We start from the raw sequence: 24180 nt of genomic DNA, 5'->3' as shown, positions 1-24180 counted from the left end.
ACCATGTTTCTCAAGCATATCTGTCAGGAAGGGGAGCGCTGGGACCAGATCGCCTGGCGCTATTACGGCGATGTCGGCCAGATGGTGATGCTGATCGCCGCCAATCCGCAGGCGCCGATCAGCGAGACGCTACCGGCCGGCACCCAGTTGGCCATCCCGCTGCTGGAGGCGCGCGACGAGGCGGCGCTGGATGAGCTGCCGCCGTGGAGGCGCTCATGATCGACAGCCGCATCCAGGATGTGGCGGCGCCGGCGTTCGAGCTCAGCTACAACGGCAAGTCCATCACCGCCGACATCGCGCAGTACGCGCTCAACATCAGCTACACCGACCATCTGTCCGGCGAGTCGGACGAGCTGGAGGTGGAGCTGGAAGACTGTGACGGCCGCTGGCTGAACGGCTGGTATCCGGATAAGGGCGCGACGCTGGACTTCAAGCTGGGCTACCGCGGCGCGGCGCTGGTGGCGCTGGGCAGCTTCGACGTGGACGAGGTCGATTACAGCGCGCCGCCGTCGGTGGTCCACATCCGCGCGCTGGCCACCGGCGTCCAGCATCCGCTGCGCACGCCGGAGGGGCGCGCCTACGACAAGCTGACGCTGCAGGCGCTGGCGCAGCGCATCACCAAGCGCCACGGCATGAAGCTGGAGGGCAAGATCGAGGATGTCGCCATCGAGCGCCTGACCCAGTACCACGAAACCGACCTGCAATTCCTGCAGCGGGTGTCCAGCCACTACGGCTACGTCTGCAAGGTGATGGACAACAACCGCAAGCTGGTGTTCTGGAAGCGCGCCGAGCTGGTGGCGTCGGCCAGCGTGCGCCGGTTCGCGCCGGCGGACCTGATCGCCTGGCGCGCGCGCGACCAGCTGTCGCAGGTGCCCAGCGCGGTGGAGGTCAGCTATCACGACCCGCACAAGCGCAAGCTGCAGACGGCGCGGGTGGGCGCCGACGCGCGCGCGCCCGGCGGCAAGGCCAGCAGCGCCGATGTGGTCAAGCTCACCCGCAAGTCCGGGGGACGCGAGCAGGCGGAATTGCAGGCCAAGGCCGAGATGGAGCGCCGCCAGCTGGCGCGCACCGAGATGAGCGTCACCGTGGACGGTTCGCCGCAGCTGGCCGCCGGCCGCAACGTGGAGCTGTCCGGCTTCGGCAAGCTGTCCGGCCGCTACCTGATAGAACGCGCCCGCCACCGCCTGTCGCGGCAGGAAGGCTACATCTGCGAACTGGACCTGAAACGCGCGGCGCCCGCCGCGGCCAAGGAGAAGAAATGAACGATGTTTCCCTGCCCGACGCGCTGGCCACGCTGAAATTCGGCAGCGTGGCCGAGCATGACGCCGCCACCCAGCGGGTGAGGGTGCGGCTGCCGGAGCTGGGCCAGCTGCTGACCGCCTGGCTGCCGGTGCTCAGCCGCAAGAGCCTGAAGGACAAGGATTACTGGCTGCCGGACATCGGCGAGCAGGTGGCGGTGCTGATGGACGCCCGAGGCGAGGACGGCGTGGTGCTGGGTGCCATCTATTCCGAGGCGGACGCGGTGCCGGTGGCGAGCGAGGAGAAATGGCAGCGCCGTTTCTCCGACGGCGCGGTGCTGGAGTACGACCGCCAGCAGCACCAGCTGACCGTCAACGGCGGGGTCAAGCACGTGGTGGTGGAGACCCAGGCCGACGTCCTGATCCGTGCTGCTGCCAGCGTCACTATAGACGGCGGCCAGACCGTCACCATCAAGGCTGCAAGCAAGGTCAGCATCGACGCGCCGGCCACCGAGATCAGCGGCACGTTGACAGTGCAGGGCGCGATCACCGGCCAGGGCGGCCTGGCGGTGTCCGGCGGCGGCGCCACGGTGAGCGGCAGCGTCAGCGTCAGCGGCGATGTCACCGCCAGCGGCAAGAGCCTGGTGGGCCACAACCACATGGGCGCGCACGGCCCGACCAGCCCGCCGCTCTGAGCCGCGGTGCCATCTTATTCGCAGTTTGATTGGAGACCATGATGAACAACGATTTCTTCACCCTGCTCACCGCCGTCGGCAAAGCCAAGCTGGCCGCCGCCGCCAGCGGCGGCGCGCCGCTGAGGCTCAGCCAGATGGCGGTGGGCGAGGGCGACAACGGCGCGTATTACACGCCGAGCGAAAGCCAGACCGCGCTGAAAAGCGAGGCCTGGCGCGCCGGACTCAACCACCTGTCCACCGACCCGGCCAATCCCAACTGGATCGTCGCCGAGCTGGTGATCCCGGACCAGGTGGGCGGCTTCACCATCCGCGAAGTGGGCGTGTTCGACGCCGACGGCGCGCTGTTCGCGGTCGGCAAGTTTCCGGAGAGCTACAAGCCGGTGCTGGCCGACGGCGCCAACAAGCAGCTGTATGTGCGGATGATCCTGGAAGTGTCCAACGCCGCGGCGGTGACGCTGATGGTGGACCCCAGCGTGGTGCTGGCCACCCGCGGCAGCGTCGACGCGCGCATCGCCGAGGAACTGGCGAAGCTGGACGGCAAACCGTCGGTTAGGGCGGCGACCACCGGCCCCGTCATGCTGACCGGCCTGCAGACGGTGGACGGCGTCGTGCTGCAGCTGGGCGACCGGGTGCTGGTCAAGAACCAGGCCGCCGGCGCCGACAACGGCATCTATGTGGCCGGCGCCGGCAACTGGGCGCGCGCCGCCGACGCCAACATCAGCCTGGAAGTGACGCCGGGGCTGTTCGTCGCGGTGGAGCAGGGCGCGGCCAACGGCGGGTCGTTGTGGCAGCTGACCACGCCGTCGCCCATTGCGCTGGGCACCACCGCGCTGGCCTTCACCCAGATCGCCGGCAACACCGGCGTGGCAGCGGGCACCTACCGCAGCGTCACCGTCAATGCGCGGGGGCAGGTGGTGGGCGGCAGCAATCCATCTTCGGCCGATGATTACGGTTTGAGCGCGGATCTGGCATTGCCATTGGCAGCCTTGCCCCTGCCAGTGATCTGCACGCCAGACAACCGGTTAACGGTGACGGCTACAGCGGTAGCTGGGCAAGGGGGCTCCATTTCGATACCTGCCGGTGTGACGTTAACTTTGGCGCAGGAGGTGGTCGCGGGACAAAACGGCCGCGTTCGCTCGTTTGTCACGTCTGCGTGGACGAGTCCGGCGTTGCAAGCCAATGCCGAATATTACTTGCGTGCCCAAATTGGGGTGGGCGGTTTAACGATCTATGTACAGCGCGGACAATTGAATGATGCTAAGCCGGATGGCTTGAAAGGTAGCGTCAATGGCGTCAGCGGTGGCGGATTTTACTCCACGGCGCTGGATGTCTGTCTTGCCCGCGTATTGACTGGAGCGCCCGGTTCCGCGCCGACGGCGCAGCGCGTGATCAACCGCGGACAGGATGCCTGGTCGGCGACGATGAATGGCAACGGAACGGTTTATTTGCCATTTGATCCGTTCATGCGGACGGGGCGTATTTCAACAGGAATTGTTACTCCGCATGCGTCGGCAATATCTTCGGTTATGCATGGTTCCTCAGGTTGGACTGGAGGTGCGTATTGGTATGCAGCCCCTAGCGGTCCAAATGGCAGTAACTATTTTGCGGGCAGTTCTTTGTATTGGGCTGCTGGCGGCGCCGTCATTCTCACTTCAGGCAACGTGGTCGGTGATGCGACGGTATCGACGAGTACCGGGATGTTTGAGCACATCGCAGGAAAATCCATGTGGCAGGTATTGCAGCTGGAGCATCAGATCGGCGATGTGACAGGTGCCAACGGTGATGAGCATTTGATGGGGGAGGGAACCAAAAACCTGTTGCAAGCCGACTATGACTCTGGTTTGGCCATTAGTTTTTCTAACTGCGTCAATGCTTTGCTGAGCTGGGAGGTTGTTCGATGAAAATGGTAGCCGATTTGCTGTCCTACGATGGCGAGCTGCGTCCGCAGCGGCCCTCTCTTGCTCATGCCTGGAATGGAGAGGCCTGGGTTGTAGACGATGCTTGGGCGAAACAACAGCTGGAGCAATTCAGATTGGAAACCTGCGGCCGGCTCGATGCCGCCGCCGACGCCGCCAGCCAGCTTTATGTCGGCAGCGAGCTGCGCGCGCTGGAATACCGGCAGGCCGCCGCCGAGGCCCAGTCCTATAAAGACGGCGGCTGCAAGGGCGACGCGCCGCCGGCGGTGCGGGCCTGGGCCAGTGCCAAAGGCCTGTCCGGCAAGGACGCGGCGGACGGCATCTTGGCCAAGGCCGCCGCCTGCGACCAGGCGTTGTACGCGATCCGAGCGCTGCGCCTGGCGGGCAAGGAGGCGGTGCGCAAGGCGGCCGACGCCGATGCCGCGCGCGCGGCGGCCGAGGACGTGCTGGCCAAACTGCAGCGGCTGGCTGAAGCGCCGGACGCGCTGGCCGAGCCGGCAGGCGGCGCGGTCGATGCCGGCGGCTTCTGGCGTTCTTCTCTCAAGCTGTTCTCCCGGGGCGCCTGATCCCCCGGCCGGCGGCCGCGCGCCGCCGGCCTTCTCCTTCTTTTCCATGCCCGGCCATCCCGGCCGGCGCGCCTTTTCCAAAGCGATCCGATGACCGACATCACTCCCAATGTGCTGGCCGGCGACACGCGGCTGTCGCCGCTGGCCGAGCTGAGCCGGCGCCTGCAACGCATCGATCTATCTCCTTTTCTGGTCTATTTGGTGGACCAGGTGGCGGCCGATTTTCTGCCCTTGCTGGCCGAGCAGCTGCACGTGGCCGGCGACGAGGGCTGGCAGCTGGCTGCCGATGAAGCGCGGCGGCGCGATCTGATCAAGCAGGCGATAGAACTGCATCGCTACAAGGGCACGCGCTGGGCGCTGCAGCGGGTGCTGGCAACGCTGGGCCTGGACGGCCGCATCAGCGAATGGTTCGAGTACCAGGGCCGGCCCTTTCATTTCAAGGTTGATCTCGACTTGTCCGGCCGCGGCCTGAACGAAGCCACCTACCAGGCTTTACGCCAGATGCTGGACCAGTACCGCAATGCCCGCTCCCGGCTGGAGAGCCTGGACTTGCGAATGGAACTGCGCGAGCGGCTGCCCGTCGTGGCCGCCGTTTCCGCCGGCGGCGAAGTGGCCAGCGTGTATCCGCAGGCGCGGCGCGAGCTGCGCCAGCAGGGGCCGCTGCGCCTGGGCGCGGCCCATGGCGGCGTCGAAACCGTCACCGTCCTGCCTTGGCAGCGGGCGCGGCTGGATGGCCGGCTTCCGCTGCGCTGGGGCATGGGCCTGCCCTGCCGGGAGGCGGTCACCCTCTATCCGCGCCCGCTTCAACTCCATTCCTAAAATCCTTTAAAAGCCGCCCCTGGGAGGCTTTGGCACCATAGACGCCATGACACAGCTAACCGACATCTCATCCCTGCACTGGCAGCCGGCGCTGCAGCCGCGCGATGCCAGACCCGGCGCCAGCGTCGCCGACATCGTCGAGAACCTGGACGACATCCACCAGGCGCTGCGGATCATCCTGGGCACGCCCAAGGGCAGCGATCCGCTGCGGCCGGAGTTCGGCAGCGACCTGTTCCGCTATCTGGACTACCCGGTGGACCGCGCCCGCCCGCATGTGGTGCGGGAGGCGGTGGCGGCGATCAGCCATCCGCTGTACGGCGAGCCGCGCATCCAGCTGCTGAAGGTGCTGTTCAGCATCGAGGCCGACGGCGGCGCGCACTTGTGCGCGCAATGGAAGCTGGCCGACGGCGTGATCCGCGAAACCGAACTCAGGCTGTGAATCTAGGACAAGAGCCATGAATCAGACGACGACCGACCTTCCGAAGTTTATCGACGACGATCCGCAGCAAATCACCAACGAACTGATCACCGCCTACCAGAACATGGCCGGCAAGACGCTTTATCCGGGCCAGGTGGAGCGGCTGCTGATCGACCTGATCGCCTACCGCGAAAGCGTGGCCCGCGCCGCCTTCAACGACGCCGGGCGGCAAAACCTGGTGGCCTTCGCCCGCGCGCCGATGTTGGACTACCTTGGCGAGCTGGTGGGCGTCACCCGCCTGCCGGCGCAGCCGGCGCGCAGCAAGGTGACTTTCACCTTCGCGGCCGGCGCGCCGCAGACGGTGGTCATCAAGCGGCAGACGCTGGTGGCCGGCCGCGGCGACATCCAGTTCCAGACCATCGATGAGGCGGTGGTGAACATCCTGAAGGACCAGGAAGTGCCGGTGACGCTGGCCGTGGTGGCGGTGGAGCCGGGCATGGGCGGCAACGGCCAGGAGCCGGGCGCCATCAACCAGCTGGTGGACGACCTGGGCGTGAACGTGACGGTCAGGAACACGGAGGTCAGCGCCGGCGGCGCCGACGCCGAGGACGACGAGCGGCTGCGCCAGCGCATCCGCCTGGCGCCGGAATCGTTCAGCGTGGCCGGCAGCGCCGCCGCCTATCGCCACCATGCGCTGCGCGCCGACCAGAGCATCGTCGATGTGGCGGTGGTCAGCGCCAACAATCTGGAAGAGGGCGGCAAGCCGGAGGATGTGCCGCAGCCGGGCGAAGTCTGGCTGTATCCGCTGACGAGCGGCGGGCTGCCCAGCGACGACCTGCGGGCCAAGGTGGCCAACACCTGCAGCGCCGACCGGGTGCGGCCGCTGACCGACAAGGTGTCGGTGAAGCCGCCGGTGGAATTCGCCTACCAGGTCGTCGCCAGCCTGCAGCTCTACGCCGGCTCGGACGCCAAGCAGGTGCTGCAGCGGGCGCAAGACGCGCTGCAGGCCTACCTGCAGACCCAGCAGGCCAAGTTGGGCAACGACATCGTGCCCTCGCAGCTGGTGGCGGCGCTGTCGGTGCCGGGCGTGTACCAGGTGAATCTGCAGCAGCCGGCCGCGGTGCGGAAAGTGCCGTCCTACGGTTGGGCGCACTGCACCAACGGCATCGCCGGCCTGAGCGTGGACAGTGTCGACAATGGCTAAGGACGCGACGCCTGGCCTGCTGGCGCGGGACGCCCGCTTCGGCCCGCTGGCCGAGCTGACCCGCCGCCTGGGCGTGCCGAGCGGGGACGAGGCCAATCCGCAGACGCAAGGCCGCTTCGACACGCTGGATCTGCTGGTCAACCTGGTGGACTGCGCGCAGCCCAAGCTGCTGCCGCTGCTGGCCGAGCAGTTCCACGTGTCCGGCGACGAAGGCTGGCTCTTGGCCGCCGGCGAGACGCAGCAGCGCGAGCTGATCAAGCGCGCGATCGAACTGCACCGCTACAAGGGCACGCGCTGGGCGGTGAACGAGGTGTTCCGGGTGTTGGGTATCGAGATCGAACTGAAAGAGTGGTGGGAGCAGCCCGGCTCCAGTCAGCCTTATACCTTCGATCTCACCGCCTGGGCCAACGACAATCTGATGTCGGATCAGGCGCTGCTCAATCCGGATCTGTATGCCCGCTTGAGGCGAATGATAAACAGCGTCAAACCTGCGCGCAGTAGCTACGGCTTCAAGATCGGCGCGGTGTTTACTCAGCCGCTGCGTTGGGCCGGCGCCATGACGGGGAGGGCGCTGAACCGCAACGGCGCCGAATGCCGGCCGAATCCGGCCAAACCTTTGTTGCAGCCGCTGCGCTTTGCTGGTGTTTTGGCGCCGCTGGCGGTGGCGCGTTTTCCAATGGAGATGAACCGCGATGAGCAGTAACCCATTGATTCCACAGATACTGGATGGCGGCTTGGCCGCGATTCAGCTGGCCAGCCATGACGGCGTCCAGCTCCGGATCACCCATGTCGCGCTCGGCGATGCCGGCTACCAGCCGGATGCGGGCCAAACCGGTTTGCGCAACGAGATCGTTCGTTACCCGATCGCCGATGGCCAGAGCCAGGGCCCGCGCCAGCTGCACCTGACCGCGTTGGCCAGCGACCAGACCGAGTTCTGGGTGCGCGAGGTGGCCTTCATCCTGGAGGGCGGCCAGCCGCTGGCCATCTGGTCCGATCCCAAGCAGGCGCTGGCTTACAAGCAGGCCGGGCTGGAACTGCTGCTGGCCTTCGACCTGGCCCTGTCCGGCGTGCCGGCGGGCAGCGTGACGGTCCAGTCGACCGGAGCCGGTTTGAGTCTGGCGTTGGCTGAGGAGCTGGCCAGTCTGGGAATGGCGCAGATAGATGAAATGACGCGCGGCCTCAAGCGGGACGACACCCTGCGCGCTCAGCAGGTGCGCCAGGACCAGACCGAGCAGCGGCTGGCTGGTCACGACGGCCGCTTGAACGGCCACGACGATGCCTTGCTATCCCTTGACCGGCGCGGACAGCAATACCGCGACGATCTGGCCGAACTGGCCACTGCCCAGGCTGCGGCGCTGATCCAGCTGCAATGCCTGACCCTGCAACGCAGTGTTTTGAATCCCAAGTGAAGGAGAGACCATGAGTCTGGAGCAACAGGTAGCCGCCCTGGTGACGGCATCGAACAATCTGACCAGCACCGTCGCCGGCAAGCAAGCCGACATCGACGCCAAGGTGGCGGCCAAGACGGCCGAGCTGGATGCGTGGCGGCAGAACGCTCGCAACGAGATGACGCTGCCGTTCCATTACAGCGTGGAGATCGGAGGGGATGCCAATACCTACTATCCTGTTCCGATCTGGGCTAGTCCGTATGAAAAATGCGGCAGGTTGGTAATCATGCGTCATTATGATGCGGCGCATCCGTCCTCACTGGGCGCCGACCATGTCGCCGGATTGTTGCTGGAGCTGTCGATTCGTGGTTCGGCCTGGTCCGACTTCTGGATGACGAGGGCTGAATATTATGGCTTTGCCTACCACCAAGCCGTGGCCAAAGTGCGCACGGATTTGATTGGCCGCGTGGTTTGGCTGCGAGGCGGCGGCATGCATTATGACTTCCTGGCTGATTTTGACCTGGGCCAAGGTAAGTTGTATGGAGGAACGGAAGGGCTGACGCCTTTGATGCAGCCGGACTCGGTTTTGTACCCGGACGCGACAGCGCCATACAAAGGAGGTGGAGTTAAGGTGTCTCCATTGGCGACCGTCGATCCGGTCTGGAACTCTGCCATCTCCATTCCCACCCCGATTGCCAATATCTAAGGAACTGTCATGCTGCTGCGTTCTGTGCAAACCCCGCGAGGGGAAATTCTGAATGTATCCGAACAGGAGGCGCGCGATGTCTTCGGCGCCAGCGAACAGGCGATCGCCGACGCGCGCAAAGAGACGGCGCTGATCGCGCTGCGCGCCGAGCGCGACCAGCGCCTGCGCGCCTGCGACTGGACCCAGGTGCAGGATGCCGTGTTGTCCGCTGAGCAGAAGTCCGCATGGGCCAAATATCGACAGGCGCTGCGCGACCTGCCCGAAACGATAGCCGATGTGGGCCAGGTCGCCTGGCCGCAGCTTCCTGTCTGAGCTGCCGGCCACATACTGGCTGGTATGGTTTGATGCAGTAAGGCTGATGCATGGCGGCGGCCCACTTCCGTCATGCCCACACTAGACTTGATTTTGCCGTCGGGCTCAGCTTGATGCCCGGCGGTCCTCCTCTGTTTTGTCAAAACAGGGCTTCCCGCGCTCTGGTCACTGCTCCCCCTCTTGGTTTTTTCCTCTGTTGTTTCTGATTTTTATCCCGCTGGATCTCTAGGTTTTCCGCTTGGCGGTTTCCGTTCCCTTTCTTGCTTGCGCCATGCTGGTCTTCTGGCTCATCCCGGCTTTTCTCTCCTGGCTTCAAGGAGCCTGCCCATGTCCCTTCTCCCTGTTTCCGAACCCTGCACACGCATCCTATCCACCGCTTTTGATCCCCATTTCGGGAAGTCGGAACAAGATATCCAGCCAAGTTCCGGACCCGAGATTCGGCAGCCTGCATCCCTCCATTGCGTTTGCCGTCCGCTGGCCGTGCTGCGCGTGGCGATGAACGCCCGCTGACCTCTCTCCGGCGGCTGTTCCGCCGCCATTTCTTCCTTCCCATTCGCGGATCGCGCAGGCGCTCCGTCCCATCCCCTATCTCTTTTCAAGCACAAGGAGGTCTCCATGCATCTGCAACCCGGCCTTCGCCCGCGCCGTCAAGCGGCGACGGGCGGATATCCCCAGCCAGGAGGCGCGAGCGATGACTGACGCCATTCCCTCCATCCTGGCGCGCGACCAACGCTTTGGGCCGCTGTCCCGGCTCACCCAGCGAGTGCCGGACCTTGACCTGTCGGTGTTCCTGGTGAACCTGATCGACACCGTGCAGCCGGACGTGCTGCCGCTGCTGGCCGAGCAATTCCATATCCACGGCGAGGAAGGCTGGACGCTGGCCGAGTCCGACGACGCCCGCCGCGCGTTGCTGCACAGCGCCAACGAGCTGCACCGCTACAAGGGCACGCCATGGGCGATACGCGAGGTGATTCGCCGGCTGGGCCTGGGCGAGGTGGGGCTGATCGAGGGTTTGGCCGGCCAGCGCCGCAATGGCGTCATCCGCCGCAACGGTTACTACGTCCATGGCGATCCGAACAGCTGGAACCAATACAGGGTGCTGCTGAGCCAGCCCATCACCAACGACCAGGCCGCCCAGCTGCGCCGCATGCTGGCGCTGTACGCGCCGGCGCGCTGCCAGCTGGCCAGCCTGGAATACCAAGCCGTGGCCAATCGCCACAACGGCGTCATCCGCCGCAACAAGCAATTCAACCGAGGGACCGCCTGATGGCCAATCTGCAAGAAAAAATCACCTGGGAACCGGGTATTTATCAACTGGAAACCTCCGACCCGGTATTGGCCGGGCCGGATGGGGTGGACAACGTGCAAGCCAAGCAGCTGGCCAACCGCACCGCCTATCTGAAAAAACAGATAGATGATTTGGTTTCCGGCGCGCTGGTGGCGGAGTTCGCCGATCGGCTGAAAACGCCGCGCAACATCGCGATGACCGGCGACGGCAATTGGAACGTGATGTTCGATGGCAGCGGCAACGCCAGCGCGGCGATGACGCTGCGCGACAGCGGCGTGGCGCCGGGCAGCTACGGCATGGTGACCGTGGACGGAAAAGGCCGGGTCACAGCAGGCCGGCAAATGACCGGCGACGACGTGCCGGCGCATGACTGGAATAAGATATCCACCGGCAAGCCGAGCACGCTGGCGGGGTATGGCATTGGCGACGGCGCCAGCAAAACCGATCTCCAGAATGCGGTGAATGGTTTGGTGTCCGGCGCGCCGGTAAATCTGAACACGCTGCAGGAGCTGGCGGCGGCGGTGAACAACGATCCCAAGTATTCCGCGACGGTGGACGGCAAGCTGGCGGGCAAGGCGGACAGGGCGACGACGCTGGCGGGTTATGGCATCACGGATGGGGCCAGCAAATCTGATCTGAAGGTGGCTGTGGATGGCATCGTTTCCGGTGCGCCGGGCGCGTTGAATACCTTGCAGGAACTGGCGGCCGCACTGGGCAATGACGCCAATTACGCGGCATCGATGACCAAGATGCTGGCAGGCAAGGCCGACAAGGCGACTACGCTGTCTGGCTATGGAATTGCAGATGCCGCCAGCGCTGACGATCTGGCCAAGGTGGCGGCCAGGGTTAATAGTCGCCGGATGATACGCGTGCGGGCTGGCGGCTATTCGGCGAAGAATGGCGTTGCAGGAGTCGAGATCGACGGCGTTGGCGTAGGTCCCGTGGCCCGCAGTTACAATATGGTGCAATTGGATGCGGCCGGAGCCGTGAGCCGTTCCGCCACATTTGATGTTTGCGGCGGGAATGGCCAGGACAAGGCCGCGGCGGATTGGCTTAATGCGGCTCCGGATGGTGTCACCGTAATTGTTTACACCTGGGATGAGCCCCAGGGCAATCGCCTGACTGGCGGCTTGCCGCAGGCGCTGTATCGCTGCGGCGCCAGCAGCGCGGTGTTTGCCAGCGACAAATTCCAGTATCGCAGCGCCTATTTGCTGATTGGCCGGGCCGGCTCCGGGGAGGGCCAGGGCCTGGAACGCTATTGCGGCGACAAGCCCGCCAGCCCCGACGCGCAGCTGGATGTGGCGTTCGAGCTGGTGAACGGCATGCCTTTGCTGGGAGGAGGGCAGGTCAGCGGCTCTGCCGCGCCGACGGGACAAGTCGCCTATTTCTCCATGCCGAATGCTCCTGATGGTTGGCTGAAGGCGAATGGCGCCCAGGTCTCCCAGGCCACTTACGGCAATCTGTACGCGGCTATCGGCCAGACCTTCGCTCCGATCGACCCTTCGACGCAGGCGATGTTGCGGCTTGACGCCGCGGATACCTTGCTGGACCGCGTCTGGAACAAGCAGTTGATCGTGTATGGCGGTACGGACATGTCCACCGAGCAGGCCAAGTTTGGCGGCGCCAGCCTGAAGACGGTCGCTGGCGGCGGCTATGCGACGTTGGGGCTGACTGAGGCGTTCAATGCCAATGCCTTCACCATCGAGGGCTGGCATTATCCGACTTTCGCCGGCACGGGCGGCTCCAACGGTTACAGCGCAGCCTGGTTGGTCAGCATGAATGCTTCTACCTCGATTGGTGAAATCACGATCGCCATCGATAGGGCCAGCCGCGCGCCTCTGGTATGGCTGTGCAACAGTACGAGCTTCTTTGCCAATGCATCGCTGGGGACCTCCGGCGTATTCAACTCCCCGCGCTGGTATCACATCGCCTTCAGCTACGACGGCTCGACTTACCGTCTGTTTGTCGATGGGGTGCAAGTGTGGAGCCTGGTTAGCGCGACTCGGGTGGCCATCCCGGACAACACGCTGGTGTTCGGCGTGGATGGCGGCGCACCGGGTGTCGCGGGCTCCACCACGGCTTACTACCAAGACTGGAAAATCAGCAAAGTGTGCCGCTATGCCGGTAATTTTGCGGTGCCGACCATTCCGACGGGCTATCAGCTTGCCCCGGATGCCGGGAAATTCTATCTGCCTAATCTGTGCGGCGAATTCATTCGTGGCTGGAGCGACAGCCGCAAAGATGTGGAAAAGCGGGCATTCGGTTCATGGCAAAAGGGAACGCTGACTTTTTCGGATCCAACTCTGGGCGCGATTTGCGTAGGCACGCCAATTCATGCGACCGATAACGCGCTAGATGGATATCAAGACTTAGGCGCGGATCCAGTCAGCAAGCTGTGGTACCAGATGAGCCGAGCCTGGATTCCTGGCCAGGAAGTTCATCCTGATTTGGACAGCAATGGCTGGAATTTTGGCTACGGCTCCACCCGTCCCCGCAACGTCGCGCTGCTCGCCTGCGTCAAATACTGAGGAGATTCGTTATGCAAGAACAGAAAATCGTTTACAGCTATCACCCGCAAACCGGCGAGTATTTGGGCCTGGCGTCGGCGGATCGTTCGCCGCTGGATGTGGAGGAGGTCTGGCTGATCCCGGGTTTCACAAGCGAACAACAGCCGCCGCAGGCAGGAGAGCGTCAGGTTGCCGTGTTCTGCGATGGCGCGTGGGCCTTGCAGGTTGATTGGCGCGCGACGCCGTTGTGGAGCAAACAGACGGCTCAGCGGGTCATGCCGGAAATCGGCGACACGCCGGACAGCCTGAACGCCACGACGCAGCAACCGCCTGCTTTCGCCGTTTGGAAGGACGATGCATGGGCGGTGGATGATGCGGCGCAACGGGCGGCCCAGACGGCGGCGGCGCAATTGCGGCTACAGCAGCGTTTGTCAGCGGCTTTGCAACAGCGTAAGCCTTTGGAGGACGCGGTGGAGTTGGGTATAGCCAGCGCTGCGGAACAGGCCAAGCTGGCGGAGTGGAAACGCTACTGCGTCGATTTATCCCGCCTGCCGCAGCAAGCAGGTTGGCCATTGCTGGCGGACAGCGCATGGCCCGCGCAGCCCGCCTGAGCATCTCGCCGAATAGACGGAAGTCGTAAACCCCTTTCCTAAACTCCGTTCCAATCCGCGCGCAGCGCGCTTGGGCACCATGTCGTCCTGACCGGAAAGCCGGCCTCTGACTGGAGGCCGGTTTTTGTCGCGCATCTGGCGCGGCTCAGGCGTTTGGACGGGAAGGCATGCGTTCATCGCCATGGTCTTGATTTCGCTTCTGCCGCCTGCGGGTTGGCAGTCCATCACTATTCATGACCGTGAGGAATGACATGGCCAATCTGCAGGAAAAGCTGTTCTGGGAACCCGGCATTTACCAATTGGAAACCTCCGACCCGGTGCTGGCCGGGCCGGACGGCATCGACAATCTGCAAGGCAAACAGCTTGCCAACCGCACCGTCTACCTGAAGGACCAGGTCGAGCAACTGGCCAGCGGCAAGCAGCCTGCCGGCAACGCGGCCAAACTGAGTGCCGCGCGCAAGATCGAGGCGACCGGCGACGGCAGCTGGAATGTCGTCTTCGATGGCAGTCGCGATGTCAGCGGCCAGCTGACGCTGCGCGACAGCGGCGTGGCGCCGGGCAGCTACGGCATGGTGACCGTGGACGGAAAAGGCCGGGTCACAGCAGGCCGGCAAATGACCGGCGACGACGTGCCGGCGCACGACTGGGGCAAGATATCCACCGGCAAGCCGACCACGCTGGCGGGGTATGGCATTACCGATGCGGCAAGCAAAGATAGTCAGGGACGGGTATGGGGTACTACGGTTCGTGCGGAAAAGGGTATTCCGTCTGGAGATGGTTCAAATGTGGGTTTCGCATTCGGTCCAGACGGCGATACCGGCTTGTTCGCGGATGCGTTGGGAGATAAACCCAATACCGGTACGAGCGTACTTGGGATGTATATCGATTCCAAAAAGGTATTGGAGGTAGATAAGACGGGAGCGGTCTGGACGTCCACATATGGCATGTTGGATGACAAGTTTGTGGCAAAAGCTGATTTTCAGGCAGCGATTAACGGGCCGGTGATGTCATTTCGTGGCGAGCTTGATGAAAATTCAGATCTCAATGTTTCGCAGTCAAATGGCTGGGTGAGGCAAAGAGCGAATGCGCAAGCGGCATCTGGGAAAAACTATCCTCCCATCAAGGATGCTGGCGCGTTGACCGTCTTGAATAGTGGCAACATGACTTTCCAGCAGTATCAGACCCATCACCCGCAAAATACCCAATTGTTTTTCCGCAGCCGTTACAATGATATATGGAGCGACTGGAAACAAGTATGGCACAGCGGCAATCTGGTTTTCTCCGGTGTAATGGAGGGAAATGGTTACCAGCGGTTGCCCAGCGGCCTGATCATCCAGTGGGGGCAGGGAAGTTTATTAGCAACCTTAGGACAACCTAGTGGCTTTGCCAGCCCATTATGCGCGACGGGCGAGATCACATTCCGGACAAGCTTTCCATCGGCATGCTTTTCCATCATGGTTAATGGCAATGAGAATAGTGTCAACAGCCAGACGCAAGAAGGCTATTTCTGGGTAGGGGGGCGATCAAAGGAAAAGGCGACGATTGGCTATACCCAGACATTTGGCTCTTCCGGTGTGGGTGAAAGAACGGCATTCGACTGGATCGCGATTGGATATTGATAACTGAGGAGAGCGAAATGACGATTTTTTATTCTGCCGGAACGGGTGGTTTTTACGATAGCGAGGTCCATGGACAAGACTACCCCGCGGATGCAGTCCAGGTGGAGGCTTCTGTGTATGAGACGCTGTTTCGCGGTCAGGAGATGGGCAAGCTTATCCAGGCGGATGGCAATGGTTGTCCGGTCCTGGTTGACGGCCCGGCGCTGTCCATCGAGCAGCAGCGCCAAGCCAGAATAGCGCGCTGCCAAGGTGAGATCGGCCGGCTGGAGAGCGATCAGCATCGAGCGGTAAGAGAGCTTCTCACTTTGATGCTGGGCGGCGCGGTACCTGCGGATGCGCTAAAGACCGAGGCTGGACAGAAGTTGCTGCAGGTAGATACCGCTATCGCCCGGTTGCGCGCCGTGATGGAACGAATTGGCAAGGCGCAGACGGCGACGGAGCTGGATGAGGTAGTTTGACGCAAGACTTGTTGTCGTTAGTTATAAAAAAACCTGCCGGTCTCCAGGCAGGTTTTTCCATTCAAGCGGCAGGAAAGCGTTACCGCTTCTCCCCTTCCCACCCCCCGCCCAGCGCCTTGTAGACGCCGATGGTGGTGTTCAGCTTGTCCAGCTTGGCGTTGACCAGGTTCAGCTCGGCCTGGAAGCTGTTGCGCTGCGCGTCCAGCACGTCCAGGTAGCTGGCGTAGCCGTTGTCGTAGCGCAGGCCGGCCAGCTTCAGCGTGCGGTTCAGCGCCGTCGCCTGGGTGGTTTGCGCCTGCAGGATGTCGCGGGCGGCGCCGTTGGCGGCCAGCGAGTCCAGCGCGTCCTTGAACGCCGACTGCACCGTCTTCTGGTACTGCGCCAGCGCCTGCTTCTGGCCGGCGGTGGCGGCGTCCACGTTATAGCCGGTGGCGCCGAAGTTGAAGATAGGCGCGGCCAGGTTGCCGGCGAAGCTCCAGGTGCGGGTGGGGCCGGTGAACAGGCTGTCCAGCGACAGGCTTTGCGAACCCAGCGCGCCGGTCAGGTTGATGCTGGGAAAGTAGGCGGCCTTGGCCACGCCGATGCGGGCGTTGGCGGCGATCAGCTGCTGCTCGCTGGAGGCGACGTCGGGCCGGCGCTCCAGCAGGCTGGACGGCAGGTCGGCCGGCACCTCGGGCGGGCTGGCCAGGCTGTTGATGTCCTTGCCGCGGACCAGGCCGCCGTCGACCAGCTGCTTGGGGCTGTGGCCCAGCAGCACGCCGAGCGCGGTTTCGGTCTGTTCCAGCGAGCGGGCGAACTGCGGCACCGAGGCGCGGGCCGACGCGGCCTCCACCTCGGCCTGGCGCTGGTCCAGCTCGGAGATCAGGCCGCCGTGAAAGCGCTTGGTCTGCAGTTTCAGCGATTCCTCGCGGCTTTGCAGCGTGCGCTTGGCGATGTCCAGCTGGGCGTCCAGCGCCCGCATCTGGAAGTAGGTTTGCGCCACTTGGGCCGCCAGCGACAGCTGGGCGGCGTCGCGGTCGTAGCGGCTGGCCTGGTAGCTGGCGCGCGCCGCCTCGTTGCTGCGGCGCAGCTTGCCCCACAGGTCAAGTTCCCACGCTGCGGTCAGATTGGCCGAGCGGGCGTCGTTGACCAGGGCAGCGCCCGGGGTGGCGAACTGCTGCGAGGCGCGGTTTCTCTGGTAGCCGGCGTTGGCGCCCAGCGCGGGCAGCAGCGCCGCGCGGGCGATGCCGGCCTGGGCGGCGGCCTGGTCGACGCGGGCGGCGGCGACTTGCAGGTCGAGGTTGCTCTTGATCGCTTCCTCTATCAGCTGGTTCAGCACCGGGTCGTCGAAGCGTTTCCACCAGTCGGCGTCCACCGCCGGCGCCTGGGCACCGGCCTGGGCCTCCGGCAGCTCGACCTTGGGCCGGTTGTAGTCGGGGCCCACCGCGCAGGCGGATACGGCCAGCGCCAGCAAGGTGGGAATCAGGGCCCGCTTAAGCATCTGCGTTTCCTCCGGCCTCGGCGTTTTGCTGAGGCTTGTTCTGTTTGTTGAACTTCATGATCAGAATGAAGAACAGCGGAATGAAGAAGGTGGCGATGAAGGTGGCCGCCAGCATGCCGCCGATCACGCCGGTGCCGATCGAGTGGCGGCTGGCGGAGCCGGCGCCGCTGGAGATGGCCAGCGGCACGCAACCCAGCACGAAGGCCAGCGAGGTCATCACGATCGGGCGGAAGCGCAGGCGGGCGGCTTGCATCGCGGCGTCCACCGCGTCCATGCCTTCCTCCATCTGCTGCACCGCGAACTCGACGATCAGGATCGCGTTCTTGGCCGACAGGCCGATCAGCGTCACCAACGCCACCTGGAAGTACACGTCGTTGGCCAGGCCGCGCAGCCAGTTGGCCATCAGCGCGCCGAACACGGCGAACGGCACCGCCATCAGCACCGAGATCGGCAGGCTCCAGCGTTCGTACTGCGCCGCCAGGATCAGGAACACCATGATCATGCCGAAGCCGAACACCAGGGCGGAAGAGCCGCTGGTCGATTTTTCCTGGAAGGCGGAGCCGGTCCAGGCCAGGCTATAGCCCTCGGGCAGCGTTTCCTTGGCCACTTCCTCCAGCGCGGTCAGCGCCTGGCCGGAGCTGTAGCCCGGCGCCGGGCCGCCCACCAGCTTGGCCGCCGGGAACACGTTGAAGCGTTCCAGCGTTTCCGGGCCGGTGGTTTGCTGGATGTTCACCAGCGCGGTCAGCGGGATCATCTGGCCGGTCTGCGAGCGCACGTAGACGTTGCGCAGATCGTCCACCTTGGTGCGGAACGGCGCTTCGGACTGCAGCTGCACGCGGAAGGTGCGGCCGAACTTGTTGAAGTCGTTCACGTACAGCGCGCCGAAGGTGCTCTGCATGGTGTCGAACACGCTGTTGATCGGCACGCCCAGCGCCTTGGCCTTGTCGCGGTCCAGCTGCACGAAGACTTGCGGCACGCTGGCGGAGAAGGTGGTTTGCACCCCCTTCAGTTCCGGGCGTTTGGCGGCGGCGGCCACCATTTTCTTGGTGATGTCGCCCAGCTCGGCCGGCGTGCGGCCGGCGCGGTCCTGCACATAGGCTTCGAAACCGCCGGTGTTGGACATGCCGGAGATCGGCGGCGGGTTGAAGGCCAGCACGATGCCGTCGCTGATGCCCATCATGCCCTTGCCGAACACGTCCTTGACCACGGATTGGGCCGACAGCTCGGGCGACTTGCGCTCATCCCAGGGTTTGAGCACGATGAAGGACACGCCGGCGTTGGTCTTGTTGCCGCCGGACAGGATGTCGAAGCCGGCGAAGGTCATCCGGTCCTGCACCGCCGGGTTCTTGGCCATCATGGCGTCCAGCTTGTCCATGGTGGCGGCGGTACGGGTCAGCGACGCGCCGTCGGGCAGGAAGGCCGCGGCCAGGATATAGCCCTGGTCCTCGTCTGGCGCCAGGCTGGACGGGATGATGCGGAACAGGCCGGCGGAGGCGGCGATCAGGCCGCCGAACAGCAGCACCGCCAGCAGCGCGCGCTTGTTGATGAAGGCCACGCCGCCGGCGTAGCGCTCGGTCAGGCGGTCGAACCAGTTGTTGAACCAGGTGAAGAAGCGGTTCGGGTGCTGGTGTTCGGCCTTCAGGATCAGCGCGCACAGCGCCGGGGTCAGCGTCAGCGCCACGATGCCGGAAATCACCACCGACACGGCGATGGTCATCGCGAACTGCTTGTACATCTGGCCGGCGATGCCGCCCAGGAACGCCACCGGGATGAACACCGAGCACAGCACCAGCACGATGGCCACCAGCGCGCCGGACACTTCCTTCATCGCCTTCAGGCTGGCCTCGCGCGGCGACAGCCCTTCCTGCGTCATCAGGCGCTCGACGTTCTCCAGCACCACGATGGCGTCGTCCACCACGATGCCGATGGCCAGCACCAGGCCGAACAGCGTCAGCGTGTTGATGGTGAAGCCGAAGGCGTACATGCCGGCGAAGGCGCCGACGATGGACACCGGCACCGCCAGGCACGGGATCAGCGTGGCGCGCCAGTTCTGCAGGAACAGGAACACCACCAGGAACACCAGCACCATGGCTTCGCCCAGCGTCTTGTACACCTCCTCGATCGATACTTCGACGAACTTGGTGGTGTCGTACGGGATGCCGTAGGACAGGCCGGTCGGGAAGCTCTTGGACAGGCGCAGCATCTCGGTTTCCACCGCTTGCGCGGTGGCCAGCTGGTTGGCGCCCGGCGCCAGGAAGATGCCGATCGGGATGGTGGCCTTGCCGTTGTGCTTGCCGTGGAAGTCGTAGGACAGCGCGCCCAGCTCGACGCGGGCGACGTCCTTCAGCTTCACCGCCGAGCCGTCCGGATTGGCGCGCACGATGATGTTCTCGAACTCCTCAGGCTCGGACAGGCGGCCCTTGGTGGTCACGGTGTAGGTGAAGTCCAGCTTCTGCGGCGTCGGCTCGGCACCCAGCTTGCCGGCGGCGAACTGCGAGTTCTGCTCGCGGATGGCGGCGGCCACGTCGCTGGGGGTCAGCTTCAGCTGCGCCAGCTTGTCGGGCTTCAGCCAGATCCGCATCGAGTAGTCCTGGCCGGCGAAGTTCACCACGTCGCCCACGCCCTGCACCCGCTTCAGCTCGTCCACCACGTTCAACAGCGCGTAGTTGCTGATGAACAGCGTGTCGTGGCTGTTGTCGGGAGAGAACAGCGACACCACCTGCAAGATGGTGGCGGACTTCTTGCGCACGTTGACGCCCTGGCGCCGCACTTCTTCCGGCAGCTGCGACAGCACCGATTGCACGCGGTTGTTGACGTTGATGGTGGCCTGGTCGGCGTTGGTGCCGATCTTGAACGACACGGTCAGCGACAGCGTGCCGTTGCTGGCGCTGTTGGACTGCACGTACAGCATGTCGTCCACGCCGTTGATCGCCTGTTCCAGCGGCGCGGCCACGGTGTTGGCGATCACTTCGGCGGAAGCGCCCGGATAGCTGGCGGTGACGTTCACCACCGGCGGCACGATTTCAGGGTACTGCTGGATAGGCAGCGCCTTGATGGCGGCCAGGCCCGCCAGCATGATCACGATGGAGATCACGCTGGCGAAGATGGGCCGCCGGATGAAAAAAGCGGAAAACATGTATCAGGTTCCCCCTGGTTTACTGCTTGGCCGCGGCGGCCGGCGCGCTGGCGTCGGCCTGGAACGGGTGAGGCTTGACCTCGGCGCCCGGACGCAGCTTGATGATGTTGTCGACGACGACCTGGTCGCCGGCCTTCAGGCCCTGCTCGACCAGCACGTCGAGGCCCACTTCCTGCGAGGTGACGATGGGTCGCGGCGCGGCCTTGCCCTCGGCGCTGACCACCCACACCATCTTGCCCTGCTGCGTGGTCAGCACCGCGCGCTGGGGCACGGTGATGGCCGCGGTGCGCACCGCGCCGTTCAGCTGCACGCGGACGAACTGGCCGGGCAGGATGCCGCCCTGCGGGTTGGCGAAGGTGGCGCGCGAGCGGATGGTGCCGGTGGTGGTGTCCACCAGGCTGTCGGTGAAGTTCAGATGGCCGGACTTGCCGTACATGCTGCCGTCGGGCAGCTTGAGCTGGACTTCGAAACCGCCGCCGTTGGCCAGCTTCAGCTTGCCGGCGTGCTGCATCTTGCGCAGGTTCAGCATGTCGCCGTCGGACATGCTGAAGTTGACGTAGATCGGGTCCAGCTGCGAGATCTTGGTCAGCAGGCTGGCGTCGGCGCTGGTGGCCACCAGGCTGCCCTCGGAGCGGGCCTCCTGGCTGGTGATGCCGGAGATCGGCGCGGTGACGCGGGTGTAGCCCAGATTGATCTGCGCCTGTTCCACCTGCGCCTGCGCGGCGGCGGTGGAGGCCTTGGCGGCGTTGTAGGCGGCCACGGCGTCGTCGCGGTCCTTCTGGCTGACCGCGTTCTCCTTGAACAGCGGCATGATGCGCTCGTAGTCCTGCTTGGTGCGGGCCAGCTGCGCCTGCTGCACCTGCAAATTCGCCTTGGCCTGGTCCAGCGCCGCCTTGAACGGCTCGGGGTCGATCTGGAACAGCAGGTCGCCGGCCTTCACCGGCTTGCCTTCGGCGTAGGCGCGTTTCTGCAGGATGCCGCCGACGCGGGCGCGCACTTCCACTTCGCGCGAGCCGGCCGCCTGGCCGACGAATTCGTACGACACCGGCACGTCGGCCGGCTGCACCTTGATCACGGCCACCGGCACCGGCGGCATCGCGCCGCCGGCATGGGCGTCGGGTTTCTGGCCGCAGGCCGCCAGGCTGGCGGCCACTACGCCCAGCATCAGCCCGCGCGCGGCGCGCGGGAAAACTGCACTTGCTTGCATGGTTACGAGTCCTCGAAAGCAGAATCCGGAAAGGTAATGAAGAATTGTTTTGTTATTGGGGGAATGGTCTGAGGTGTCATATCCCCGAGTCTGCGCATTTTACATACATACGCGTCTGTATGTAAAATGAAGAAATGTCGAGTCATGTAACAGCTTTGCGATATCGGCTAGGGATAGGCGTTAAAATTCATTAATTAGTACTAGCGTAAAGAATCAGGAATGGCACGGAAAACACGTGAGGAAGCGGAACAGACCCGCCAGCTGCTGCTGGACGCCGCCGAACAGCTGTTCAGCGAGCAGGGCGTGTCGCGCACCACGCTGGCGGAAATCGCCACCGCCGCCGGCTTGACCCGCGGCGCGGTGTACTGGCACTTCCAGAACAAATTGGATCTGTACCGCGCGATGCTGGACCGGGTGTCGCCGTCGTTCGACGACATGCGCGAGCAATTGTTGCTTGTCGCCAACACTGATCCGGCCCAGGCGCTGTGGCAGCACAGCCACCGCCTGCTGGCGCTGATCGAGCATAATCCACAGGTGAGGCGCATCCTGCTGATCCTGTTCATGCGTAGCGAGCACGTCGGCGAATTGGCGCCGATCCACGAGGAATGCGTCGCCCACATGCACGAGGCGCGCGGGATGCTGAGCCAGGTGGTGCGGGCCGCCAAGGAGCGGGGGCAGACCTACGATTGCGTCGATCCGGACGAGGTGGCGGTGGCGCTGCAGTCGCTGCACGACGGCCTGATGAACCGGCTGCTGGTGGAGACGCCGTGTCCGGACGCCACCCTGGCCGCCAGCCGGCTGTTGCAGTATTTGTACCGCGGCATTTTCCTGCCGCCGGTGATGGAACAACTTACCACTTGCGGCTGAGCCGGCGCTATAATTGCGCTTTTTTCTCAAGCCACTAGCGCGCGTTCATCCGGACGGCATCGCCTTGGTGGCCCCATGGTTTTCATGTCCCACGCAATCGAAATCGAGGCCGTCAGCAAGCGCTACGGCCAGCTGCAGGCGCTGGACCGGGTGAGCTTCGCCGTCGAGCCCGGCGAATTCTTCGCGCTGCTCGGCCCCAACGGCGCCGGCAAGACCACGCTGATCTCGGCGCTGGCCGGCCTGGCCCGCCCCGACAGCGGCAGCATCCGGGTGATGGGCCGCGACGTGATGCGCGACTTCCGCGACGCGCGGCGCGCGCTCGGCGTGGTGCCGCAGGAGCTGGTGTTCGACCCCTTCCTGTCGGTGCGCGAGACGCTGCGCTTCCAGTCCGGCTACTTCGGCCTGGCCCGCAACGAGGCCTGGATCGACGAGCTGCTGTTCAAGCTGGGCCTGGCCGACAAGGCCGACAGCAATATGCGCGCGCTGTCCGGCGGCATGAAGCGCCGGGTGATGGTGGCGCAGGCGCTGGTGCACCGCCCGCCCGTGGTGGTGCTGGACGAGCCCACCGCCGGCGTCGACGTCGAGTTGCGCCAGAGCCTGTGGACCTTCGTCCAGGAGCTGAACCGCGCCGGCACCACCATCGTGCTGACCACCCATTATCTGGAAGAGGCCGAGGCCCTGTGCGGCCGCATCGCCATGCTGAAAAAGGGCAGGCTGCTGGCGCTGGAGAGCAAGGACAAGCTGCTGGCCCACAGCGCGCGCCGCGAAGTGGCGGTCAAGCTGTCCGGCCCGCTGCCGTCTAGCCTCGCGCCGCGCAAGCTGCGCGACGACGACGGCCGCGCGGTGCTGCAGCTGGCCGACCTGTCCGAGCTGGAGGGCGTGCTCGCCGAGCTGCGCTTGGCCGGCGTGGAAGTGCGCGAACTGAACGTGGTGGAGGCGGATCTGGAAAGCGTGTTCGTCAAGATGATGAATGGAGGCGCGGCATGACCGGCTTCTTCACCCTGTTCAAGAAGGAGCTGGTGCGCTTCTGGAAAGTGGCGTTCCAGACCGTGGCGGCCCCGGTGCTGACCGCGCTGATGTACCAGCTGATCTTCGCCCACGTGCTGTCCAAGCATGTCGAGGCCTATCCCGGCGTCGGCTACACCGCCTTCCTGATCCCGGGTCTGGCGATGATGTCGATGGCGCAGAACGCCTTCGCCAACAGCTCGTCCAGCCTGATCCAGTCCAAGATCACCGGCAACATCGTGTTCCTGCTGCTGCCGCCGCTGACCGCGGCCGAGTTTTTCTTCGCCTACCTGCTGGCCTCCATCGTGCGCGGCCTGGCGGTGGGCACCGGCGTGCTCGCCGTCACCGCCTGGTTCGGCCTGCCGCTGCCGGCCCAGCCGCTGTGGGCGCTGGTCTTCGCGGTGCTCGGCTGCGGCGTGCTGGGCGCGCTGGGCGTGATCGCCGGCATCTGGGCGGAGAAATTCGACCAACTGGCCGCCTTCCAGAACTTTTTGATCATGCCGCTGACTTTCCTGTCGGGCGTGTTCTATTCCATCCACAGCCTGCCGCCGTTCTGGTACGCCGTGTCGCACGCCAATCCGGTGTTCTACATGATCGACGGCTTCCGCTACGGTTTCTTCGGCCAGGCCGACGTCAGCCCCTGGCTGTCGGCCGGCGTGGCGGCCGGCAGCTTCGCGCTGCTGTGCGCGCTGGCGCTGGGCATGATCCGCTCCGGCTACAAGCTGCGCCACTGAACCCTA

23 protein-coding genes are annotated in these 24180 nt (G+C 64.6%); 20 read left to right on the top strand and 3 right to left on the bottom strand.

The window, feature by feature from the left end; all coding sequences use genetic code 11:
- The first annotated feature begins 3 nt into the window (after positions 1-3).
- The 17 genes from ACY3GB_RS13145 (at position 4) to ACY3GB_RS13065 (ending at position 15745) form a co-directional block, all read left to right on the top strand.
- Positions 4-219, top strand: a complete 216-nt coding sequence (locus tag ACY3GB_RS13145; RefSeq protein ID WP_046157938.1) for a tail protein X — start codon at positions 4-6, stop codon at positions 217-219.
- The gene (locus ACY3GB_RS13140; protein WP_463089132.1) at positions 216-1262 is read left to right on the top strand and encodes a phage late control D family protein; all 1047 of its coding nucleotides are present in this window, start codon (positions 216-218) and stop codon (positions 1260-1262) included. Before ACY3GB_RS13145 ends, ACY3GB_RS13140 begins: the two co-directional genes overlap by 4 nt.
- Positions 1259-1933 carry a phage baseplate assembly protein V gene (locus ACY3GB_RS13135; protein WP_463089131.1) on the top strand — a complete coding sequence of 225 codons (675 nt, stop codon included), beginning with the start codon at positions 1259-1261 and terminating at the stop codon, positions 1931-1933. The genes ACY3GB_RS13140 and ACY3GB_RS13135 overlap by 4 nt, the downstream gene beginning before the upstream one ends.
- 38 nt (positions 1934-1971) lie before the next feature.
- Positions 1972-3834 carry a phage tail protein gene (locus tag ACY3GB_RS13130; RefSeq protein ID WP_463089130.1) on the top strand — a complete coding sequence of 621 codons (1863 nt, stop codon included), beginning with the start codon at positions 1972-1974 and terminating at the stop codon, positions 3832-3834.
- Positions 3831-4415, top strand: a complete 585-nt coding sequence (locus tag ACY3GB_RS13125) for a hypothetical protein (protein WP_463089129.1) — start codon at positions 3831-3833, stop codon at positions 4413-4415. The genes ACY3GB_RS13130 and ACY3GB_RS13125 overlap by 4 nt, the downstream gene beginning before the upstream one ends.
- 90 nt (positions 4416-4505) lie before the next feature.
- Positions 4506-5234, top strand: a complete 729-nt coding sequence (locus ACY3GB_RS13120; RefSeq protein ID WP_463089128.1) for a phage tail protein I — start codon at positions 4506-4508, stop codon at positions 5232-5234.
- A 46-nt stretch (positions 5235-5280) separates the two neighbouring features.
- Positions 5281-5673, top strand: coding sequence for a GPW/gp25 family protein (locus tag ACY3GB_RS13115; protein ID WP_231161224.1), 393 nt, complete (start codon positions 5281-5283; stop codon positions 5671-5673).
- A gap of 16 nt (positions 5674-5689) precedes the next feature.
- Complete coding sequence (locus tag ACY3GB_RS13110; protein ID WP_463089127.1) at positions 5690-6856, top strand: baseplate assembly protein; 1167 nt, start codon at positions 5690-5692, stop codon at positions 6854-6856.
- On the top strand, positions 6849-7559 hold the full coding sequence (locus tag ACY3GB_RS13105; protein ID WP_463089126.1) for a phage tail protein I: 711 nt from the start codon (positions 6849-6851) through the stop codon (positions 7557-7559). Before ACY3GB_RS13110 ends, ACY3GB_RS13105 begins: the two co-directional genes overlap by 8 nt.
- Positions 7549-8265 carry a phage tail-collar fiber domain-containing protein gene (locus ACY3GB_RS13100; RefSeq protein ID WP_463089125.1) on the top strand — a complete coding sequence of 239 codons (717 nt, stop codon included), beginning with the start codon at positions 7549-7551 and terminating at the stop codon, positions 8263-8265. The genes ACY3GB_RS13105 and ACY3GB_RS13100 overlap by 11 nt, the downstream gene beginning before the upstream one ends.
- A 10-nt stretch (positions 8266-8275) precedes the next feature.
- Positions 8276-8950 (top strand): hypothetical protein, encoded by a 675-nt coding sequence (locus ACY3GB_RS13095; RefSeq protein ID WP_463089124.1) that lies wholly within the window; start codon positions 8276-8278, stop codon positions 8948-8950.
- Positions 8951-8959: 9 nt separating this feature from the next.
- Complete coding sequence (locus tag ACY3GB_RS13090) at positions 8960-9262, top strand: tail fiber assembly protein (protein ID WP_463089123.1); 303 nt, start codon at positions 8960-8962, stop codon at positions 9260-9262.
- Positions 9263-9953: 691 nt separating this feature from the next.
- Positions 9954-10529: a phage tail protein gene (locus ACY3GB_RS13085; RefSeq protein WP_463089122.1), complete on the top strand. Its 576-nt coding sequence runs from the start codon at positions 9954-9956 to the stop codon at positions 10527-10529.
- Positions 10529-13078 (top strand): LamG-like jellyroll fold domain-containing protein, encoded by a 2550-nt coding sequence (locus ACY3GB_RS13080; protein ID WP_463089121.1) that lies wholly within the window; start codon positions 10529-10531, stop codon positions 13076-13078. The genes ACY3GB_RS13085 and ACY3GB_RS13080 overlap by 1 nt, the downstream gene beginning before the upstream one ends.
- Positions 13079-13140: 62 nt before the next feature.
- Complete coding sequence (locus tag ACY3GB_RS13075) at positions 13141-13668, top strand: tail fiber assembly protein (protein WP_463089120.1); 528 nt, start codon at positions 13141-13143, stop codon at positions 13666-13668.
- A 251-nt stretch (positions 13669-13919) separates the two neighbouring features.
- Positions 13920-15287, top strand: a complete 1368-nt coding sequence (locus tag ACY3GB_RS13070) for a pyocin knob domain-containing protein (protein WP_463089119.1) — start codon at positions 13920-13922, stop codon at positions 15285-15287.
- Between the two features lie 17 nt (positions 15288-15304).
- Complete coding sequence (locus ACY3GB_RS13065) at positions 15305-15745, top strand: hypothetical protein (RefSeq protein WP_463089118.1); 441 nt, start codon at positions 15305-15307, stop codon at positions 15743-15745.
- Positions 15746-15824: 79 nt separating this feature from the next.
- On the opposite strand, the gene ACY3GB_RS13060 is transcribed toward ACY3GB_RS13065, so the two are convergent.
- The 3 genes from ACY3GB_RS13060 to ACY3GB_RS13050 are packed head-to-tail and all read right to left on the bottom strand — an operon-like array spanning position 15825 to position 21568.
- Complete coding sequence (locus ACY3GB_RS13060) at positions 15825-17225, bottom strand: efflux transporter outer membrane subunit (RefSeq protein WP_463089117.1); 1401 nt, start codon at positions 17223-17225, stop codon at positions 15825-15827.
- Positions 17218-20361, bottom strand: a complete 3144-nt coding sequence (locus ACY3GB_RS13055; protein WP_463089116.1) for an efflux RND transporter permease subunit — start codon at positions 20359-20361, stop codon at positions 17218-17220. Before ACY3GB_RS13055 ends, ACY3GB_RS13060 begins: the two co-directional genes overlap by 8 nt.
- A gap of 19 nt (positions 20362-20380) precedes the next feature.
- Positions 20381-21568 (bottom strand): efflux RND transporter periplasmic adaptor subunit, encoded by a 1188-nt coding sequence (locus ACY3GB_RS13050; protein ID WP_463089115.1) that lies wholly within the window; start codon positions 21566-21568, stop codon positions 20381-20383.
- 219 nt (positions 21569-21787) lie between these two features.
- On the opposite strand from ACY3GB_RS13050, the gene ACY3GB_RS13045 reads away from it, so the two are divergent.
- From ACY3GB_RS13045 to ACY3GB_RS13035, 3 genes are all read left to right on the top strand, one after another.
- Positions 21788-22435 carry a TetR family transcriptional regulator gene (locus tag ACY3GB_RS13045; RefSeq protein WP_046157952.1) on the top strand — a complete coding sequence of 216 codons (648 nt, stop codon included), beginning with the start codon at positions 21788-21790 and terminating at the stop codon, positions 22433-22435.
- An 84-nt stretch (positions 22436-22519) separates the two neighbouring features.
- The gene (locus ACY3GB_RS13040; protein WP_463089114.1) at positions 22520-23422 is read left to right on the top strand and encodes an ABC transporter ATP-binding protein; all 903 of its coding nucleotides are present in this window, start codon (positions 22520-22522) and stop codon (positions 23420-23422) included.
- Positions 23419-24174 carry an ABC transporter permease gene (locus ACY3GB_RS13035; protein ID WP_463089113.1) on the top strand — a complete coding sequence of 252 codons (756 nt, stop codon included), beginning with the start codon at positions 23419-23421 and terminating at the stop codon, positions 24172-24174. Before ACY3GB_RS13040 ends, ACY3GB_RS13035 begins: the two co-directional genes overlap by 4 nt.
- Positions 24175-24180: the final 6 nt, after the last annotated feature.

Source organism: Chromobacterium sp. Ag138 (genome assembly GCF_055181315.1).
Note: the sequence above shows the minus strand (reverse complement) of the source record. Positions and strands in the feature narration are given on the sequence as shown.